This is a genomic window from Oscillospiraceae bacterium (assembly GCA_009780275.1).
In the GTDB taxonomy this organism is placed as follows: Bacteria; Bacillota; Clostridia; order Oscillospirales; family UBA929; genus WRAI01.
Map to the genome: position 1 here is coordinate 1 of WRAI01000024.1, position 16,951 is coordinate 16,951.

Below are 16,951 nucleotides of genomic sequence, written 5' to 3' on the forward strand. Positions count from 1 at the left end.
CCGAATTCACCGCCTTGCAGAATGCCCAGCTGTGCTAACGCCATGATTGACGCATAGTGCGGGTGGCCGCCAGGCACGTCGGGGAACGTCACATTTGCCAGCTCGCCGTCAAATCCAGCGATAATCTCGGCCAATGTATTGCCCGTATACGCCATCATAAAGTTTGCCAGCAATTCAGCGATGTACCAGCGCGGCGCGCCTTCGCGGTAGAGTACGCCAACTGGCAGATGTGCGCCGATGATACCGGCATCTTGCGCCCGTGTCACGTAAGGAACCGCCCAACTATTGGGGGTGTCACGGTAAGGGTCAAACTTGTCGCATTCATCTTGCGGGCTGCCGCAAATGGGGCAGTATTCAACATCGGTTTCTCTTTCGCCTACGAACAAACGGTTAACCGTCAACACATCCTCTATCGGCGTTGCGCCAACAATGGCAAATGCTATGCCATGAACTGCCAATTCTCCATTGTCAATCAAATTCAGAACCGTTTGTGCATGGTCGCGATATACTTCATGACTAACTGCATTTGCTTCAATCAACTCACGCAGCGTAAAGCCGCCGATATGTACGCCGGGGCCAAAATCAGTCGCCGTACCCGGCTGTTCGCCGATGCTTGGTCCGACAATAAATGGTGTCATCGACAATTGCGGCAAGAAACTCACGCTTGCGCTGTTTCCGCCGGCTGTAACAGGCGCAAAATACAGCGTCATGTTCGCTGTCGCACCGCTTGTCAGCGCGACATCAAAGTAAATCTTGTCTTCGTCAACATCCAACACGAGCGGGTTTTCCAACGAATAGACCACCGATGGCCAAGCAATGCCCGCGCTGCTCCGCCGCTGAATGGTGAGCACGCCGTCGTCAAGCTCCGTCACCGTTAAGCTCGTTGCCTGGTTGATAGGTGCGGTGTGTCCCGAGGCGCTTGTCTTTTGATCAAAAATCCTGCTGTCAAGGTTGCTCGGCAGCAAGTTGTGCGCATAGTCGTCGGGCAGTATCGGCCAGCCGGGTTCAATCGGACGATCCGGATCTTGCCCGGTGTGAATGTCGGCCGAAACGTTGATAGCGACGGGAGTGCCCGGCAAGAGAAATACATTACCGCCAACGCGTGCCCGACCGCGCGGAATAATCACCGCCGTGCCTTCCGCAACACCGCGAATGCCGCCAAATTCATTAACGGCAATAAACTCACCGCCACTGATAATGACTGGCGCAAAGTCATACGTCACCGCCGTAACGTTATGGCGGTTGACCGTTTCGCCCGCAAGGTACACCAACTGACCTGTTTCAATGTTTTGCACATTCTCATTGGTACTAAACGCTACCGAAATATTGGACAAACGATGTGCGTGGCTGTTGGTCAGACCGGCAACACCGGCAACATAGTCGCGACTGACGCTGGGGAGGTCGCGATATGTCCACGGAATAAAAGGCAAACCGCGATGGCTCATGGCTTGTGTCAATGCACGTCCGCCGCCCATCATGCCGGCCTGATTGCTGTTGTTAATCATATTCTGCGGCGCAAATTCACGAATTGCCGATTCGGCGTTGGTAAACGTGCCGCTCAATCCGCCTACTGTGCTTTCCGGCAGATATTCACGTATCATCTCAATCTTGTTGGCATTGTGATTGAATGTGATAACGACAAATCTGTTGCGTAAATTAACACCGTACTCGTCATAGAAATCATCTAACATCTCGCTGAGTAATCTGATGATATTGGCAGTGCGCCCGGGGTTGGCTGACGTGCCCATACTCCAAGCATCCTTAATCTCGGCAAGGAAGATAACATCCTCAAACTCCGCCAATGCCTGCAAGTATTCCCACATGGTGGGGATTCGTACGTGCGTAAAGTCGGCCGGGTTCCACTCAACCGAGTGCGCGTAGTCGCCCGGCTGGTTAGGCACAAGTTCGCGCACCTCTGCCAACGTCAACTCCCAAATGTTAGGGTTATTGGGACAGCAAGGCGTAGCACCACCGGCATTGGCATTTTCACAGCAAGGCCCAGTCAAAACGCCGATGCGGTTGTCATGGAAAATGACCAACTCTTCATCAAGCGTGATCATAATATCGAATTCCACAGCATTGGCACCGTCAAGAGCTGCTTGTATCGCGCCCTCTACGGTATTTTGCGGAATTTTTGAAGGCGAGCCGCGGTGCGCTGCATTAACCGGCGTACGTATCATTGTCGGCAGATTGCCGTCGAAAGATTCATACACTTCATAGAGTCGCGCTACGTTATCAGTGACAAATCCATTTGGTCCGTTAATGAGCTGCCTATACAACGCGTCGGTAGCAGCAGGCGCATCCACCCAAACGCTAAACACACGCGCTTGCAGATAGAAGATATCCTCTTCCAACACCTCACCGGCATTGTATATGTATAGAATACGTCCCAAATTGGGGTTGGCATCAAGCACCCACGCATCCAACACATCTCTGTCAATGCCACCTGAACCGTCAACGGCTAATGCACCTTGCAAATGCCTAATCGCCAAGCGCAAATGGCGTAATACAACAGGATCGCTGCTCATCAAAACACCGTCGCGAATATCGCTCTCTTCATAGAACTCAATAAACTCGGCGGCAATCGCCATGGTTTCAATGCGGAACACGGGAATGACCCTGCCTCTCATAGCATTCAACACAAAGGCCAGCGAAGCACCGCCGGCATTGGCCACTGAAAGCCCGGGCGCAATATCCAAAATCGCCGAAGCGGGGCGGCCGCTATCCATCGCGGCAAGCGTCAAGGGGTTCTGTGTCACATCTGCCACAATCGTCGGCGCGTTGACAATGCTGGTCACAGGTGTTTGCACGTTTTCGATAAACGGGAAAATCACCATGCCAATCGTCGGATCAGGGTACGTAAAGTTGCGTGTACCGTCAAACGGCGTTTCAGCGGCGTTCAAGCTGCCGTTGTTGTAAACCACGCGGATATTGGTCACATTAAACGTGTTTTGATCACCTTTAAAGCCCAACATACCACCCGTGTTGGCATGCCCAAACGGCGTGAAGTGCCAATCGGTGTTGCGGATGTTGTTGAAATATCCGCGGATAGTGTTGCCGAACAAGTCAAGGCGATAGCGGTTGGTTTGGTTCAAAGCGTTGGTAACAGGCGCACCGCCAATAGGCGTAATTGCGCCGCTATCTACGCCTAGCCAAGTTGTACCATTATTGCCATTAATGCCGCGTGTTCCACCACCGGCACCGCGTGTCAGCCAATGATAGTATGGCGCGATTGTGCCTGACGTCGCATTAAATGTCATGGCAACATAACGTGTGTTGTTAACCTCTTGTGTGACTGTCATATCAGCACCGAATCGCACATTTGGGAACGCTTCTAAGAACACGGGCAGCATGACTGGCCGTGCAATTGACAGCACACCGGCAATTGAACCCGAGGTAACTGTCAGCCTATTATTGGCCACCGTCCCGGCAATCGGGCCTTGCCCTTGCGTCCAGCTGGTAGGCAAATCATCCATGCCCGAAAAGTTGGTCTCAAAGAGCACAAATTCAGTTTCATCAGCATCTTTGACAACAAGCAGGATATCAAGACCGCCCACTTGCAGCCTATGTACGCCGCGCGTCAATCCGACGATTGTCAGGCCGCTGATAGTTGCAGACGAGCCATCAATAAATGCAGCATCTGCCAAGTCGGCCGCCGTTGCCGGCATGCCGTCGGCAAGAATGCCCAAACCAAGCAGCGTTGGGGCTGCAGCCGGACTGTCAACTAAAACATATCCTGTCGGATGGGTCAGCGTCGGCGTTGCCGTCGCTACCGGCACAATGCCCATCAGGCCAATCAGCATTACCAGGGCCAAAACCAGGGAAATTGCGCGTTTGCTTGTACGTTTCATAGCTCTATTTTCCTCCTATTATTTGAGCAATTTTAATTGGCATCATTGTATCATGCCTGGCGACAAGTTGTCAATGGGAATTTTTATCTATCATCTATCAAAATAGAAAAAGCACCCTTAATCGATGCAGAGGGCGGGTTTTTATACCCGCCCATGAGCTTTTTTATATGTATGAGCCGTTTGACAGATAATTGGTGACACACCATCCCTACTAACGCAATTAAATCAGCGTATGCCATGTCTTGTTTATTCTCCGCCGGGCTCCCCCATCAATTCGCCCATTCTTGCCAACGCCGCCAACAGTTGCGTATCGTCTTCTAATGCCACATTAGGCAGCATCGCCGCGCGCCGCGCGTCCATTGCAATAACATTGTCTGGCTGCACGCCGCCAGTCTCCGCAAGCGACACCTGTCCTATCGGCGTTAAGTATTCACTCACCGACAAGATAAGTGCCGATCCGTCGCCAAACTCAAATTGCTGCTGTGCCAAGCTCTTACCCATTGTATGCTCGCCGATAACTGTAGCACGATGATGTTCCTGCAGCGCTGCGGCAAAAAATTCGGCAGCGCTGAGCGATTGTCCGTTGGTCAACACGATAAACGGCAATCCGCCCGCAAAAGGCTCGGTATCCTCATCAAGCGTCTCGGGCAACGACTGCAATTCGCCATCTCTGTCACGAATGTAGATCACGCGTTGTCCCGGAAGCAAGAGCTCAAGCATTTCTGTCATGACTTCCAACATGCCGCCGCCGTTGTTGCGAACATCAAAGACAATGCCCCCCACATTGGCGCGAAGCATACGGTCTACGGCGTTTTGAAAATCGGTAAATGCGCCGTGATTAAAACTGTGGATGCGAATGTAGCCGACATTTTCCTCGGTGTATATCGTAGACGTAACCGGCGATAAAATCACCGTGCTGCGTGTCAATGTTGCTTCGCGCTCATCTTCGCCCTCGCGCAGAAGTGATAATTCCACTACCTCACCTTCATCGCCGCGCAAGCGTTCCACAGCATCATAAAAACCGTCCATCTCAGCAAAACCCACGCCATCTACTGCCACAATAACATCAAGCGGGCGTATATCGGCCTCACTTGCCGGAGAGTTATTATGTACACGTGTCACCAGCGCGCCGCGCCCTTCAATATCAAAACGAATTTCCAGTCCAAGTTGCAAGGCAAGCTCGCCTTGATTAAAATATGCGCTAAATTCAGCCGGCGTCAAAAACCGTGACCACGGGTCACCCAGCGCATCCACCATGCCACCAATGGCACCATCAATCAAGCCTTCATCATCTTGCTCGCCGATGTAGTTATCGCGAATCTCATCTCTCACGCTGATAAACTGTTGAAATTCATTGCGCAATTCGCCTGCCTCGGCGAATTGATCGCGCAAATCGGCCGTAACAAATAGGTATGTAAACACAAATGTGGTTACGCAAGCCACCAGCATCAATGCGACAACCGTGGCAATATCATAGCGTTTTTTCACAGAAATTTTGCCTCCTTGTGTAATAGGGACACCCCTATAAATTTATCGCGAGAAAAATTGCATCGGATCCACCGGCGAGCCATTAATCCATGTCTCGAAATGCAAATGCGGTCCTGTTGACGCACCGGTACTACCCACCGTTCCGATGGTCTGCCCTTGCGTCACACGTGCACCCACAGCCACATCCCTGCGCGCCAAATGCGCGTACTTGGTGAATCGGCCGCCGCCATGATTTATCAATACGTAATTGCCCCAAGCACCTCTGTTTCTCGATTCTGCCACTACACCATCTAACATGGCAAACACAGGCTGTCCCGAAATGCCGGCCTGCGCAATGTCGACGCCGGTATGCCATCTGCGCCCACCAAAGACAGGATGAATGCGCCAACCAAAGGGGCTGGTCACGCGAGTAAACTGCGCCGGCAATGGCCATCTAAAATCGCCTGTTGCCACAAAGGGCGGTGGCGGCAATGTCGGAGGAGGTGGTGGTGTACGATTTGCCGCAGCGGCCGCTTCTCTGGCAAGCCGCGCCTCTTCTTCCAAACGGCGGCGTTCTGCCTCAACGCGGCGGCGTTCTTCTTCCTCTCGTCGTATCAGCTCTTGAATGCGACGTTGTAACTCCCCTTCCAAAGCCTCTTCCTCAGCGATCAAACGACGATGCTCCGCCTCAGCTTCAGCCTGATTTGCAGCTATCTCGGCAACAAGCACCTCTTGCCGCTCATGCGCCTCTTCCAACTCGCCTTGCCGTATTTGTTTTTCAGCAACGTTCTCTTCCAATTCACGCTGCACATCTTCAAGGTATCGCTTATTTTCTTCCACTTCAGCTGTCGCCACTGCCAAGTCGTCCATGACGCGTTGATCAAAGCTCATCAATGCCCGCATATCGTGCGCTCGTGTCAGCATTTCAGACAGCGAGTTTGCTTGCAGCAATACGCCCAAATGCGAAGCCCTGCCCATGTTGTCCATGGCGCGCAAGCGCTCCAAAAACAACTGATAGTATTCGACTTCGCGCAATTGAGCCGCTTCCAGTTCTTTTTGCCGTTGTTCAATTTCCAACGTGAACTCGCCAATCAAGTCTTGCAGTGTATCAATTTCGTCGCCAATGATGTTAATGCGCCGTTCAATGGCATTCATTTCTTGCACTGCTGTAGCATGTTGCCCCCGCAAGCTAGAGATTTCATTCTCAACTTGCCGACGGTCATTGGCAAGCTGTTCCTGCCGCCCCCGCAACTCTTCAATGCGCGACGTTGTGCCTCGCGGTTGCGACGTGCTTGTCTCTGTTGCCGACGCGTCGAGAATAAATGGCAGCACCAATGACGCCAATATCGCCAACGCCAAAATAATGGCAATAGTCATAGCAACAACGCGTTTTACATTTTTGTTCATAAGAAGCAGCCTCCTGTATTTTGTGAGGGCGACCATCCCGATCATCCTCCGAAATAGCGCATGTATGCGACCAAGGTCGCCTCTACACCGCCAATTACGTCTTCAAAAACCGTCGTATTGTCACCACACTGCCCAACGAGCCGGCCAGCAATCCACCCAACACAAACGCACCGAATACTTCGGTGTTGACCTCAGAAAACGCGACCGCCGAAAAGTCCATCCAATCAAATGTAGCGCGACCAACCAATGCGTTATACGTCAAAGCCTGTAATGCAAAAGCAAGTAATCCGCCCGTGATGCCGAGCAACGCGCCTTCAATAAAGAAAGGTACACGGATAAACCGCCGCGTCGCACCCACGACGCGCATGATGGCAATTTCTTCTCGCCGTTCATACGTCGCCAGCTTGATGGTGTTGGACACAATCAGCACCGACACTGTACCTAGTAAGAAAATCAAAGCCCAACTGACAACATTTGCCACATTGTGCATCGCCGAAAGCGTTTCGCGTATCTGTGCGTCATTCCGCACGTCTTCTACGCCTTCAATGGCCATGATTTGCGCAACGGTGTCTTCTTGCAATTCAATATCCATCAAAGTGACAATGGCACGGTGCTGAAACGGATTGTCACCCTCTTGCAGACCCGCCGCCAGCGCCGGAAAGTCAATTCTCCACTGCTCCAAATGCTCAGACGCACTGGTAAACTCATTGGTGCGGATATTGTCTATACGATTGATGCCGGCATGAATGTGCCGCGCATCTTCTTCGCTCATACCATAATCCATCATAACCGCAATTTCATCGACTTGACCCAGCGTGACAATAAAACGGTCAATGTTGTGCGCCACCAATGTAAAACTGCCCATAACCACAAGACAAGCCGCGATAATCGTCACAGCGGCGAAACTGATAAATGGATGCAAAAATGCTCCCCGCACGCCCTCACGGAATAGATATTTCACTTCATGTTTACGCATAATATCCACCCGTCTTATCACTGACAATTTTGCCCGAGTCAATAGCAATCACGCGCTTAGTAAAGTGATTGACAAGTTCGCGCTCGTGCGTCACGGCCAATACCGTCGTGCCCAGGGCATTGATGCGCTCGAGCAATGTCATAATTTCCAATGAACGAACAGGGTCAAGGTTACCCGTCGGCTCGTCAGCGATAATACACTTGGGGTTATTAATTAATGCCCGTGCAATGGCAACGCGCTGTTGTTCACCGCCGCTGAGTTGATCGGGCTTACGATGACCTTTATTGGTCAACCCTACCAAGTCCAGCACATACGGCACACGTTGCCTGATTTCCTTTGGCGACGCGCCCACAATGCGCATGGCAAACGCCAAGTTTTCGTAAACGCTCTTCTTGTCAATCAATCGAAAGTCTTGAAAGATAACGCCCAGTGTGCGCCGCAAATTAGGCACATCGCGCTCTTTCAGAGTGGCAATATTGTAACCGTTGACGCTGACGCGCCCCTCAGTTGGGCGCACTTCAGCAAAGAGCATTTTAATAAGCGTCGATTTTCCGGAGCCACTTGCGCCAACCATAAAGGCAAATTCACCGTCGTCAATCCGAAGGGAAACGCCTTTCAGCGCTCGCGCACCATTGGCATACGTTTTATGAACATCAATTAGTCGTATCATTATGAACGTCGTCCCTCTGCTTCCAAGTATTTATGCACCATATATGCTACTTTAAAGACAACGGCGTCTTCAAAATCCCGCAAATCAAGCCCGGTTGTTCGTTTCATTCTATCAAGCCGATAAACCAATGTATTTCGATGCACAAACAACTGTCGCGCCGTTTCGCTGATATTGAGATTATTTTCAAAGAGTTTCTGAATGGTGAGCAAAATCTCTTGGTCAATCTTATCCATACTGCCTTGCTTAAACACCTCTTTGAGAAACATTTCGCATAGCGAAACAGGCAGTTGATAAATCAAACGGCTAATGCCCAAGTGCGCATAGTGCAAAATACTCCTGTCAGTCTCAAACACCTTACCAACTTCAAGAGCAACCCGCGCCTCATTGAATGATTTCGCCAAATCTTTAATATGCATGGCCGGCGCACCAACACCAATGTTAGTCTTTATATACAGTTCCGCACCCATGGTCTCTTCGATGGCTGCTGCGAGCTTGTTTAGATTTTGCGTGTCTACATCCTCACGCACTTCCTTTACCAATGCAATTTCATCACCACTCAACCCGACAACAAAATCATGATTGCGCTCAGGGAACAGGCTTTGCAGCATATCAGCAGCCATCGGCTCATTGCGGTCAAGTTGACGAATAAGCATGACTACACGCGGCTTATCGCAATTAATCTGCAGTTCACGCGCCCGCGCGTAGAGTTCATCCGGCATAACATTGCCTTGTAAAATATTTTTAACAAATGTCGCCTTGTCATGCCGTTCATCATAAAGTGCCTTGGCACTATTGAGCGCAATACCCGCCATTACACACAGTGTGTACGCTTCTTCATCCTCACCTGCTGCGAATACCGTGTATTCCGGCATGGCGTGTTGCCGCTCCAACGGCCGATACGTATAGCCGCCAGCGCATATTTTATCTTCAACAACATCCCGCTGCTCACCAATCCTCGCCGAATCGGTGCATGACACCACCATGCCATCATTGTCAAGAACACCCAACAGCCGCGGCGTGGCAGCTTTCATTTGTTCGACAACGCCTTGAAATATACGCACGCGACGACCTCCATTCTACACCATTTTTATCGTTTTGACAAGCCTTTAATAAAAATTGGCAACTCATTATGTAAATCCAACTGAGGAAAATAAACCGACCGAAATCGGTCGGTTTATTTTCTTTACAAAACTATGTTAGTTAAAAATCCTCCGCGCTGTCAAGAACCAGCGATCATAATACCCCGATGCCATGCTCGAAATTCTTACATTTTGTCCGGGGCGAGGCGAGTGGATAAACTGCGCACCGCCGATATAAATGCCAACATGTGTCGCACCTGTTGTGGAACGTGTTTCATCGCGCCAGAACACAATGTCACCGGGCTGCATATTGGCGCGCGCCACTGGCGTACCATTGGCAAGCTGTGCCGTGGCCGTACGGAACAATGTACGGCCAAAATGACCATGGATATAGAATACCAACCCGGAACAGTCAAACCCGGCAGCTGGCGACGCGCCGCCCCAGCGGTATGGTGTTCCAATTAGCTGCCGCGCCTTATTAACAACAGCTTGTCCCATGTTTGAGGTTTGCCCGGTGCCGAGAATCTCGTTGCGCACGGCATCCGCGTTCGCCACGTCGGTCAGTCGAATATAGCGATGGAAAACAAAGCCGGTACGGCCGTTAAACCTAACATTCACCCAATCGCCTTGCCTACCAAGCACCTCCACAATTGTGCCGCGGGCAAGCATTTGGAAAATAGATGAGTTTAAACCGGCTTGTGCACGAAAGTTAACATTGTTCGTGGTAATCACGCCGCGATTTTGCGTCGTCTGTGTTGTTGCGTTGTTATTATTGGTTGCCGTGGTAGTCGCTGCAGCCCCGCCAACTGTAGTGGGTACATTACTCAGTCGTATGTAACGCGGAAACATATAGCCGGTTCTCCCATTATGGCGAACCCTGTACCAGCCGCCGCGCACACCGACAACATCGACATTGGTGTTTCGGGCTAACAGTCCTTGCGAAGCACTCGTAGTGTTTGGCTGTGCGCGAAGATTAACCGCACTGCCCGTCACAACGCCGCGCCCGAGGTTGACTTCCTTATCAGTATGTACTGTCAGCCAATTTCGATGTGCGAAGCCGACAGAATCTCTACGTTGCACCCGTGCCCAATCGGCAGGTGCCGTTGTACCGTCATTAATCAGCACCACCAGCGAATTCTGTGGCATGGTAGACAAAACGCGGTGATTAGTTCCTGCGCCAGCGCGATGATTCAACGGCGCGTTCACCGTAGCGACACTAACTGTAGCCGCCGACGCGCTTGCTGCCAATGTCATCATAAGCAGCGTCGCCGCTGCGCTTGCAATGAAAAGTTTTTTGAAGTGTCGCATAAATTACCTCTTTTGTATTTTTACTGCTTTCACGGTCGTACAATACACACCCTTACATCTTGCCCGATAAGGCTCTGTCCAGCCAAATACTGGCGATATCAAGGGCAGCGTACAGACCATTTTTCTCGCTTTTACGCACCACGCGGTCTTTGCTCTTAACATTTGGGTCTGTGCGTTGCAACTCCACACTAATACGCTTCGCCATTTGCAACGGCTTAGCGTCTGCCGACGCCGTTTTCGGCTCCACTTCTTCCGTTTCGAGGATTTGCATCATCACGATATACTTTTCGCCCATACTGCCGTAGTAAATCAAACTATCCTTTCGCATAACGGGATGTCCACGGTAGATAAGTTGTTTCGGGTTTTTCGCCGCCGTTTTTTTTGCCGACGCAGCCGCTGCCTCTGTCATAATTTTCCTCCCTGTCTGCGTTTCTGCCTGTCGTGTCGCAACGCCGCCTCATCAACAAATTTCACTCACTTCAACTTACGCACCGTTAGCTTGCTCTTAGCGTTTTGTTTAGGACAAAAGCCAACCATTTTCAACTCTGCGAAAATTTCCGGGATTTCATTTTGCCAGGCGGCTACTCAGCACCACTTTATTTGTAACCGAATTGTAACACTTTCCGTCTGATTTGTCAACACTTTTCTGAAAATTTCTCCAAATTTATTTTCCAAACATCTCTTTTCCCCTTTACACATGCTGCCCTGCAAGGATTTCACAGTTTATCCCGAAGCACGAAAAAAGCCCATAATGGTTACACCACAGGCTTTTTAAGCGTAAGTATTATGTTACGTTAAGACGACGCTCGCCTGTAACGCTATCCAATATACTTTCGCACCAATTCACGCAACAATTCATCACGGTCTAGTCGCCCAATGAGTATGCGTGCATTGCGATGATTTGTGACATAAGTCGGATCTTCACTCAGCAAGTATCCAACAATTTGGTCAATCGGGTTGTAGCCTTTTTCCTCCAACGCCCTGCTTACTTCAACCAACACAGCGCGCATTTCGGCCTTTTGCTCATCGGCAAGGTTGTACTTTCTTGTGACGTCCATGTATCCTTTCCCCCTATTATTTCTACTGCGGGGCACTCAATGTGCATCCCCTATAATGTCATTTTATCGCCTTACAGCAAGTTCCTTACATCCCACCAGCACATGTTCAATCACTGCATCGGCGTCCTCATCCCTCAACGTGCGGTCGGGCGCGCGCAATGTTAAGCTAAACGCCAAACTCTTCATGCCATCGGGAATCTGGCTGCCCTCGTACACATCAAATAACGCCAAGTCGACCAGCAATTCACCCGCCGATGCCATAATCGAATTGTGTAACTGCTCATGCGTCACACCGCATTTACACACCAACGCCAAATCCCGCACAATCGCCGGATATCGCGGCAATGCTGCAAACTTTTTCTCCGGTAATGCCGCTTGCCAAAACGCATCCATATCCAATTCTGCCAAGAAACAATCTTGCGTAAGGTCGTTTTTATTTTTCAATGCCGGGTGCAACTGCCCCATCACGCCAAACTCAACACCGTCGCAAGCAATCGTGGCACACCGCCCGGGATGGAACGTATTACAATCACTTTTCGCCGTATATGTCAATGCCGGCAGATTAAACGCCAGCGCCAACGCGTCAATCGCGCCTTTCAGAGTGAAGAAATCACGCTCATGGCCATAGCAACCCAATGCCAAGTAATTCTTTTCAGCAGGCAAAACATCGGCATCTTTAATGTACACCTTATCAAAGACAAACGCCGCACAGTCGCCCAACGATAAATTGTCGTTGCGGCGCAAGACATCCAGCAGTGACGGTAAGTGAGTGGTTTTCATCAATGCCGTATCCTCGCCCAGTGGGTTAAGCAGTCGTATCGCATCACGCTTTGGCGAATTTTCCGGCAAACCGATTTGGTCAAAGGCATTGCTGCCATAGAACGAAAACGACAGCGTTTCGGTATATCCCAGTCCACGGCACAAATTGTTGAGCTTGCGGACATTTTGTTGTTTTTCCGTCAATCGCCCGACAGCACCCGACTTATTCAGCGTGCGCGGAATGGCATTGTAGTCGTGCAAGCGCGCCACTTCTTCGGCCAAATCAGCTGTAATGGCAACATCTTTGCGCCAGCTTGGAATGGCAACGGTGTCGCCCTCAACACCAAACCCCAACGCACGCAGCGCCTTGACGATCACATCGCGGCTGTAATCGGTGCCCAGCAGCGCGTTAATCGCATTGCAGTCAAGTGTCATGTTGCGCAACGATATGTCCGCCGTACACACATCAACACAATCACCAACAACTTCACCGCATGCTAGCTGCTCAATCAATTGGCATGCACGGTCTAACGCACTCAATGCATTGTTGGCATCCAGCCCTTTTTCAAAGCGCGACGAGGCATCTGTCCGCATATTCAAGGCCTGTGCCGTACGGCGCACACTTTCACCGTTAAACGTTGCCGACTCCAGCACAATTGTACGTGTGACGTCAGTGATTTCGCTATTCGCACCGCCCATCACGCCGGCAACGCCGATTGGTTTTTGGCTGTCGGCAATGACCAGCATGCTGCTTAACAGTTTGTGTTGCTTGCCGTCCAAGGTTTCCAACGTTTCGCCGTCACGCGCTGTACGGACAACAATTTCGCCGCCCTGCACACAAACATAGTCAAACGCATGCATGGGCTGTCCGTATTCCAACATCACATAGTTTGTAATATCAACAATATTATTAATCGGGCGCAAACCACTGGCGCGCAAACGATCGCGCAACCATTTCGGTGATGGTTCGACTTTAATGTTTTTCACCACACGCCCACAGTAACGTGAACATAACGCACTATCTTCAACAGCAACCGCAAACGGTAAATCCCCCGCAGCAACTCCGAATTCCGAATTCCGACCTCCAAATTTTAATTCCCGTCCAAACGTCGCGGCAACCTCACGCGCCAAACCACGCACACTCAAACAATCGGGGCGATTATTGGTGACTTCAAACTCCACTGTCGTGTCATTCAAACCCAGAATTTCGGCAATCTCCACGCCAATCTTCGGCTCATTTTGTAAAATTAAAATGCCGTCAAGATCAGCATACGGCACATCTTCATGCTCCAGTCCCAACTCTTGGAACGAGCAGAACATACCTTCACTCACTACGCCGCGTAATTTTCCGTGTTTGATAACTGTGCCGTCCGCCAGCACCGCGCCGTCCAACGCGACAGGCACATACGCCCCGTCAAACACATTGGTTGCCGCCGTGACAATGGTCAACGGCTTGCCGGCATCAACACGGCAAATGTTCAGCCTATCGGCGTCAGGGTGCTTTTCAACTTTCAAAATCTTGCCGACAACGATATTTCGCAGACTATCCGCCTGCGCCGCAATCATTTCGACCTTAGTCCCCGACAGCGTCATGCCTTGCGCAAAATCTTTAATAGATACGTCGCCAACATCAACAAAATCAGCCAGCCAGTTCATGGATAGTTTCATGAAAAATCTCCTGTGCTACAATCGTAGGGAGTTTCACGCACGGCGCGAACGGGAAAGTTACCCACGATAAACCTCTAAATACATCTCCCGCATTTCTTCCATCAGCGGATAGCGCGGGTTTGCGCCCGTGCATTGGTCGTCAAATGCCTGCTCAACCATTTCGTCCAGCACGGCCATGAATTCGTCTTCTTTTATATCGTAATCTTTGACAGCGCGTTTGATGCCGAGCAGGTCGTTCAGCTCGTAAATCTTGGCTATCAGTTTTTCAACTTTATCAGCGTCATCCTTGCCGCCCAAACCGAGGAAATCGGCAATTTCGGCATACCGCTCAATGGCTTTGGGGTATTTATACTGCGAGAACGCACCCATCTTCTTGGGATTGTCGGTGGCGTTGAAGCGAATGACATGCGGAATCAACACCGCGTTTGCCACACCGTGCGGCAAATGAAAAAATGCCCCCAACTTATGCGCCATCGAATGGCAAATGCCCAAGAAAGCGTTGGCAAACGCCATACCGGCAATGGTCGAGGCATTCGCCATTTTTTCACGCGCCTCTACATTTTTCACGTCGGTATAAGCAATGGGCAGATATTTGAAAATATTTTTCATCGCCGTCAACGCCAAGCCATCAGTGTAATCGGTCGCTAACATTGAAGCATAGGCTTCCAGCGCATGGGTCAACGCGTCAATGCCTGACGCCGCCGTCAAACCTTTGGGTGCACCCATAATGCCGCAATCGATGTCGATAATCGCCATCGTCGGCATAAGCTCATAGTCAGCAATGGGATATTTGATGCCTGTTTGCTCATCCGTAATAACAGCAAACGGCGTGACTTCGCTGCCCGTACCCGCTGAGGTGGGAATCGCAATAAATTTCGCTTTGTTGCCCATTTTGGGAAAAGTATACACACGCTTGCGAATGTCCATAAACCGCATGGCAACATCTTGGAAATCGAGGTCGGGATGTTCGTACAACGCCCACATAATTTTGCCCGCATCCATCGCCGAGCCGCCGCCCAACGCGATAATACAGTCGGGTTGGAAGTCAATCATCGCCTTTGCGCCCGCCTTTGCCGACGCCAATGTCGGGTCAGGCTGTACGTCAAAGAATGTATGATGGCGAATGCCCATTTCATCGAGCTTGTCGGTCACACACTTAGTATAATTGTTTTGATAGAGGAACTCATCGGTCACCAACATGACTTTCTTGACGTCATACACATCTTTCAACTCCGCCAATGCCACAGGCAGTGACCCACGCTTGAAGTACACCTTTTCAGGCGACCTAAACCACAACATATTCTCTCTCCTCTCGGCGACTGTTTTGATGTTGAGTAAGTGCCGTACACCCACGTTTTCCGACACCGAATTGCCGCCCCATGAGCCGCAACCCAACGTCAATGACGGAGCCAGTTTAAAGTTATATAAATCGCCGATGCCGCCGTGCGATGATGGCGTGTTAACGACAATACGGCAGGTTTTCATAGCATTTTCGTAGGCAGTCAATGCCTCTTTTTCGCAGGTGTCGATATAAATCGCTGCGGTATGCCCGTAGCCGCCCTCTTTAACCAGCGTATCGGCTTTGGCAACCCCATCCTCAAATGACGTATACTTATACATAGCAAGCACAGGCGACAATTTTTCGTGCGCGAATTCTTCGCTCACGTCCACGCTCTCGACTTCGCCGACGAGAATCTTGGTATCTTTCGGCACCTTGACTCCTGCCAGCTCGGCAATCGTTTCAGCTTTCTGTCCCACGATTTTGGCATTGAGCGCGCCGTCGACCACAATGACTTTGCGTACTTTCTCAATTTCATCTGGTTTGAGCATATAGCAACCGCGCAAGACAAATTCCTGCTTAACTGCCTCATATATATCAGTATCAATGATGACAGATTGCTCGGATGCGCAAATCATGCCATTGTCAAATGTCTTGGACAAAATAATCGAGTTAACCGCCATCGGCACATCAGCTGACTTGTGAATCAACGCCGGCACATTGCCCGCGCCTACGCCGACTGCCGGCTTGCCCGACGAATACGCCGCCTTAACCATGCCCGGGCCACCCGTCGCCAAAATCATATCAGCATTGCGCATAACCTCGTTGGACAGTTCCAATGACGGCTTATCGATATACCCAATAAATCCCTCAGGTGCGCCTGCCGCGACTGCCGCTTCATATACAATTTTCGCCGCCTCCGACGTGCACATTTTGGCACGCGGATGGGGCGAAAAGATAATACCGTTACGCGTTTTAATCGCCATCAACGCCTTAAAAATGGCCGTCGAAGTCGGATTCGTCGTCGGCACAACCGCGGCAATCACGCCGACAGGTTCGGCAATACGACGAATGCCAAACGCCGCATCCTCTTCAATCACGCCACAGGTTTTCTCGTTTTTGTACTTGTTATAAATATATTCCGCCGCATAGTGATTCTTAATAACCTTGTCTTCAACAATACCCATGCCGGTTTCCTCAACCGCCATCTTGGCAAGCGGAATACGATGCTTGTTCGCCGCCAATGCCGCCGCCTTGAAAATCTCGTCAACCTTCTCCTGTGAAAAGGTCGCAAAAATCTGTTGTGCTCTGCGGATTTCGTCCATTTTGGCGATGAGTTGTTCCAACGTTTCAACCGTCTTGTATGTGTGCGTTTCCATAAACCCTCCTGCGGAATTGGTGAAAATCAAATGGTATCTCTTATATATAC

11 protein-coding genes are annotated in these 16,951 nt (G+C 50.6%); all 11 read right to left on the reverse strand.

Going from position 1 to position 16,951, the window contains the following annotated elements:
• Positions 1-3,851: glycerophosphodiester phosphodiesterase (locus FWE06_07730; protein MCL2547061.1), on the reverse strand; the 3,851-nt coding region annotated here is incomplete at its 3' end.
• A 246-nt stretch (positions 3,852-4,097) separates the two neighbouring features.
• Complete coding sequence (locus tag FWE06_07735; GenBank protein ID MCL2547062.1) at positions 4,098-5,339, reverse strand: S41 family peptidase; 1,242 nt, start codon at positions 5,337-5,339, stop codon at positions 4,098-4,100.
• A 42-nt stretch (positions 5,340-5,381) separates the two neighbouring features.
• On the reverse strand, positions 5,382-6,725 hold the full coding sequence (locus FWE06_07740) for a peptidoglycan DD-metalloendopeptidase family protein (protein ID MCL2547063.1): 1,344 nt from the start codon (positions 6,723-6,725) through the stop codon (positions 5,382-5,384).
• Between the two features lie 94 nt (positions 6,726-6,819).
• Positions 6,820-7,701, reverse strand: coding sequence for an ABC transporter permease (locus FWE06_07745; protein MCL2547064.1), 882 nt, complete (start codon positions 7,699-7,701; stop codon positions 6,820-6,822).
• Positions 7,694-8,371, reverse strand: coding sequence for a cell division ATP-binding protein FtsE (gene ftsE / locus FWE06_07750; GenBank protein ID MCL2547065.1), 678 nt, complete (start codon positions 8,369-8,371; stop codon positions 7,694-7,696). Before ftsE ends, FWE06_07745 begins: the two co-directional genes overlap by 8 nt.
• Entirely contained in the window at positions 8,371-9,402 is a 1,032-nt protein-coding gene (locus tag FWE06_07755; protein ID MCL2547066.1) for a helix-turn-helix domain-containing protein, read from the reverse strand. Before FWE06_07755 ends, ftsE begins: the two co-directional genes overlap by 1 nt.
• Positions 9,403-9,567: 165 nt before the next feature.
• On the reverse strand, positions 9,568-10,758 hold the full coding sequence (locus FWE06_07760) for a C40 family peptidase (GenBank protein MCL2547067.1): 1,191 nt from the start codon (positions 10,756-10,758) through the stop codon (positions 9,568-9,570).
• A 52-nt stretch (positions 10,759-10,810) separates the two neighbouring features.
• Positions 10,811-11,167 (reverse strand): hypothetical protein, encoded by a 357-nt coding sequence (locus FWE06_07765; protein ID MCL2547068.1) that lies wholly within the window; start codon positions 11,165-11,167, stop codon positions 10,811-10,813.
• Between the two features lie 409 nt (positions 11,168-11,576).
• The gene (locus FWE06_07770) at positions 11,577-11,816 is read right to left on the reverse strand and encodes an IreB family regulatory phosphoprotein (GenBank protein MCL2547069.1); all 240 of its coding nucleotides are present in this window, start codon (positions 11,814-11,816) and stop codon (positions 11,577-11,579) included.
• A 63-nt stretch (positions 11,817-11,879) separates the two neighbouring features.
• Positions 11,880-14,243: a phenylalanine--tRNA ligase subunit beta gene (gene pheT / locus FWE06_07775; protein MCL2547070.1), complete on the reverse strand. Its 2,364-nt coding sequence runs from the start codon at positions 14,241-14,243 to the stop codon at positions 11,880-11,882.
• Positions 14,244-14,300: 57 nt separating this feature from the next.
• The gene (gene adhE / locus FWE06_07780; GenBank protein ID MCL2547071.1) at positions 14,301-16,901 is read right to left on the reverse strand and encodes a bifunctional acetaldehyde-CoA/alcohol dehydrogenase; all 2,601 of its coding nucleotides are present in this window, start codon (positions 16,899-16,901) and stop codon (positions 14,301-14,303) included.
• Positions 16,902-16,951 lie beyond the last annotated feature (50 nt).